We start from the raw sequence: 3,310 nt of genomic DNA, 5'->3' as shown, positions 1-3,310 counted from the left end.
GGCCCGGCGGCCTGAGCGACGTCGAATGGCTCGTGCAGGTGTTGCAGCACGAACACGCGCACGATGTCCCCGCCCTCCGTACGACGTCCACCCTCGAGGCTCTCGAGGCCGCGCGCGCCGCCGGACTGGTGCCTGACGGCGCCGCGCAGCGTCTGCACGATGCGTGGCGTCTCGCCAGTCGGCTGAGGTCGGCGAACACGCTCCTTTCGGGGCAGACGAGCGACGTCCTGCCGACCGACCGCGGCAAGCTGGACGGCATCGGTCGACTCCTGGAGTATCCGGCACGGTCGGCGACGCTGGTCGAAGAGGAATGGCTGCGTACGGCGCGACGAGCGCGCCGTGACTTCGAGAAGCTCTTCTACGGCTGAGCCGCGCCCACCGACGTCCCGGCACGTGCCCATCGAGCCCAAGCTCCGATGAGTGCGATGGCCCCGACACCGATCAGCACCCAGGCCACCGCAGCCCCGAGCGCACCGGTCACGAGCAGACCGAGCAGCATCGCGACGATCGTCGCGAGTATCACGGCGACGGCGGTCACGACCAGACCGGCCGCCGTGCGCCACGGATGCCGGCGCATGGCTGTGGCCGCAGCGGGTGGGGACCCCGCCGCGATGAGCGGGCTTGCGATCGCCGCGACGATCGGAATCGCGATCGGCGCCGCCACAGCGGAGGCTGCGAGGGCAACCCCCGCGAGGAGAAGCGTCAGCAGGGCGCGAGCGGATACCGCGCGCAGGGCGAGTGTCCAGAGCGCAGCCGCGGCGACGAGCATCACGAGACCAGAAGCGACGGCAAGGGCGATCGCCCCGGCATCCAACGGCAGTCGCGGTGCCACGGCGACGAACGCCGCCTGCGCACCCGCGTGCACCGCGACCACGAGCGCGGCCGTGACACGGCGACGGGCGGGGGAGCGCAACACGTTCATCCGCGCGCCGCCTCGTCCAGCACCTCGGTGAGCGCACCGGAGTAGATCGTCTCGCCGCCGACGGCGACCACCAGTTGCGCACCGGATGCGACGCTCGAGGTGACCGTGATCTCGCGACCATCGGCGCTGGTTCCCACACAGGTGACGAGCGGCCCGGTGTCCGCCTGTGCGCACACCGGCGCCGTCAGCAGGGCGACGTTCTTCTGCTGAAGGACGTCGATCGCAGCGAAGCGCACCTCGGCGAGCCCGTTGCCGCCGACCGGAGCGAGAGCGGCGATCTGAGAACAGCCCGTCAAGGCCAGGACCGCGAGCACAGCCGCGAAGGACGCGGCGGCGCGAGAACGACCCGACGTCATGACAGGGCTCCCTCGTTCGCGAGGATGCGGGCGCGCGCGGTGAGATGCTGCGTCTCCAGCGCCGCGTCGCTGATCGTGGCGAGATCGAACGGCGCCGGAAGCAGCAGTTCGGTGTTGCGGTCGAGCGGCGAACCGCGTCGCATCAGAGGCGTCTCGGCCCAGTCGTTGGATGCCAGTTCACGGCTGCGCGACGCGAGGGCGAGGTAGTCACCGCCACTTCCCGGCACCGGATCAGCCGCGTGGTCGACGACCGTCGTGAAGATGGAGAGTGTGCCGTCCCGATTGTCGACGAGCTCGACGGTCTGCTGCTGCTGCGGGAAGTCGATGCAGGATGCCGTCGTGATCTCCCAGAAGCCGCCGCCCGTTGGCGCGGGATGCGCGAGGATCTGGTTCAGGTGCGTATGCCCGTTCAGCCACGCCACGACGACGGGATAGCGGGCGAGCATGGCCACGAACTCGTCCGCTCCGATCAGCACCTCGTCCTGTCCGGGGCGTTGGGCGCGGTTCTCGAGGGTGTCGCTGTTGTGGTGGCTGAGAACAATGGCGAGGCGGTTCTCCTTCGTCGCCACGGCGAGCTCGGCCTCCAGCCAGTCGAACTGGTTCTTCGGGACCGCCCCGTCGGGCCCGGCGACCTGATTGCACGTGTCCAACCCGAACGCGCGCACATTCGCGGACAGGTCCGCTTTCCACCACGTCTCGCCGGTGCTGAGGTTGTGGTCGGTGAACCCGTGCCCCACGGGACCGGGGCGATCGGCCGTGCGGAAATGCTCCTGCATGAACTCCTGCTGGGTGAAGAGTGCACGGTCGCGGTTGGCGGGCACGGCCTTGAAACCCGGACGCAGCCCGAGCTCGAGCCCCCACGCGTCGAGCGTCTGTTGGACGGCGCTGGTGCGCGCCGCGTACCCGCCCAAAGCCATCGCGGCGGTCGCTTCCAGCGTGTACGACTTGCGACCGCCCACTGCCAGGGCACGCAGTTGGGTGTCCAGATCGAAGGTGCCCAGCAACAAGGTCTCATGATTGCCGTACACGGTGTACCAGGGTGCGGGAAGGCCCACCGAGGCGACGGGGCGGGCGATGGCCTCGTCGAGCAGCGTCGGCAGCGTCGGGAACCCGTACGCGCCGAACGCGCCGCCCGTGGGATCGGCGGGGCGGTAGGCCCACACGGCCTCGGCCCACGCCTGCACCCCCTCGAACGTGTCGCTGGTCCGCGGATCCACGCTGAGGCCGTCCAAAAGGTCGATGTACCACCGCAGTTCCCGGTGAGAGTGCATGTCGGCGCTGTCGCCGGTGACCACGGCGGCATCCATGGGCGCACCGGTCACGGGGCTGTAGCGCAGATCCGAGATCGACTTCGTCATCGCGGCGATGACGTGGGGACTGAGCGGATCCTGCGGATGGAAGGCCGAGCCCCACGCGGAATGGTCCTGGACGATCATCGGCTCGATGCGCCCCGGTGACTGCGCGTCGATCACGTGCATATCCGACAGGTGGGCGAGGTACAGCAGCGATCGACGGGATGCCGCGCGTCCGGCCGCCGCGGCGCGACGCAGCACATCGAGTCGCGGCAGGTGCGGCTCGCCCGGACCTGCCACCAGCCCGCGGTAAGAGCCCTTCTGCACCCCGCCCTGCAGGATGGTGCGCGTGAGCGTCGATGGAGCCTCGGCGACCGCCGCGCGCGGCGGCGCGGTCGCCAGAGCCTGCGCCAGCTGATCGCGCGGGAGCGCGCCGGCGGCGGCGAGGCCACCGACGACGGCGAGGAACTGGCGGCGGGAGAGCACGCCCACGGGCACCTCCGGGTTGGTGCGTGACGCTATCGGGTGCGCTCAATCTAGCGGGCACAGCGTCTCGACGACCACAACGGCAAGCCCGCGTCGCGGCAGTGTCGCGATCAGGCCTGCGGCGGGTCGATCGGCTCGACGACCACAGCGGTTCCGTACGCGCAGAACTCGGTGAAGTTTCCGATCGAGCCGGAGTCGAACCGCATGGCGACGACCGCATTCCCGCCGCGCTGCTGCGCCTCCGCCCACATTCG

The 3,310-nt window shown here is 70.3% G+C and carries 4 protein-coding genes and 1 pseudogene; 1 reads left to right on the top strand and 4 read right to left on the bottom strand.

The annotated features are described in order from the left end of the window. Positions 1–368, top strand: a pseudogene (locus I5I_RS04535) (bifunctional [glutamine synthetase] adenylyltransferase/[glutamine synthetase]-adenylyl-L-tyrosine phosphorylase); the annotation flags it as partial. Here the strand turns inward: I5I_RS04535 and I5I_RS04530 are convergent. The 4 genes from I5I_RS04530 to I5I_RS16270 all read right to left on the bottom strand — a co-directional run bounded on the left by I5I_RS04530 (position 359) and on the right by I5I_RS16270 (position 3,307). Continuing rightward, positions 359–922: a hypothetical protein gene (locus tag I5I_RS04530; protein WP_036316922.1), complete on the bottom strand. Its 564-nt coding sequence runs from the start codon at positions 920–922 to the stop codon at positions 359–361. The pseudogene I5I_RS04535 and the gene I5I_RS04530 sit on opposite strands and share 10 nt — an antisense overlap. Beyond that, positions 919–1,278: a hypothetical protein gene (locus tag I5I_RS04525; protein ID WP_036316919.1), complete on the bottom strand. Its 360-nt coding sequence runs from the start codon at positions 1,276–1,278 to the stop codon at positions 919–921. The genes I5I_RS04530 and I5I_RS04525 overlap by 4 nt, the downstream gene beginning before the upstream one ends. Next, entirely contained in the window at positions 1,275–3,062 is a 1,788-nt protein-coding gene (locus tag I5I_RS04520; protein WP_036316916.1) for a TIGR03767 family metallophosphoesterase, read from the bottom strand. Before I5I_RS04520 ends, I5I_RS04525 begins: the two co-directional genes overlap by 4 nt. Before the next feature lie 104 nt (positions 3,063–3,166). Next, a complete protein-coding gene (locus tag I5I_RS16270; protein WP_083867935.1) occupies positions 3,167–3,307 on the bottom strand; it encodes a YbjQ family protein in 141 nt (46 codons plus the stop codon). Positions 3,308–3,310: the final 3 nt, after the last annotated feature.

It is taken from the genome of Microbacterium sp. B24 (genome assembly GCF_000333415.1).
GTDB lineage: Bacteria > Actinomycetota > Actinomycetes > Actinomycetales > Microbacteriaceae > Microbacterium.
This window is presented reverse-complemented; position numbering and strand designations above follow the sequence as displayed.

Bases quoted from the DNA above. Each gene is read 5' to 3' on its own strand.
- I5I_RS04530 (WP_036316922.1), bottom strand. From the start codon at position 922: ATGAACGTGTTGCGCTCCCCCGCCCGTCGCCGTGTCACGGCCGCGCTC.
- I5I_RS04525 (WP_036316919.1), bottom strand. From the start codon at position 1,278: ATGACGTCGGGTCGTTCTCGCGCCGCCGCGTCCTTCGCGGCTGTGCTC.
- I5I_RS16270 (WP_083867935.1), bottom strand. From the start codon at position 3,307: ATGTGGGCGGAGGCGCAGCAGCGCGGCGGGAATGCGGTCGTCGCCATG.